General features: G+C 52.1%; 1 pseudogene. It reads left to right on the top strand.

From position 1 onward, the window contains the following. A pseudogene (locus tag HMPREF2554_RS11875) lies at positions 1–286 on the top strand (DNA polymerase III subunit beta); the annotation flags it as partial.

Here is a 286-nt window from a genome sequence, read left to right as displayed (position 1 = left end):
ACCTGTTTAGTACCGGGTAAGATGCTTGCCGAAATTTGCCGCTCGCTGCCTAACGCAGATGTTGAGTTCGTGGCTAATGACTCCACAATTTTTATGACCTGTCGTTCCGCAAAGTTCCAGCTGGCGGGTATGCCGGTGACGGACTATCCGGAGCTTCCTGAGCTACCGCAGATCTCCGGTACCGTTGATGGCGCGGAATTCGCTAAAGCTGTCTCCCAGGTTCAGATTGCAGTTTCCAAAGACGAAACTTTACCGTTGCTTACCGGTATTCGCCTGGAAATCTCCG

The sequence above is a fragment of the Rothia sp. HMSC071F11 genome, assembly GCF_001809115.1.
GTDB classification, from domain to species: domain Bacteria; phylum Actinomycetota; class Actinomycetes; order Actinomycetales; family Micrococcaceae; genus Rothia; species Rothia dentocariosa.
This window is presented reverse-complemented; position numbering and strand designations above follow the sequence as displayed.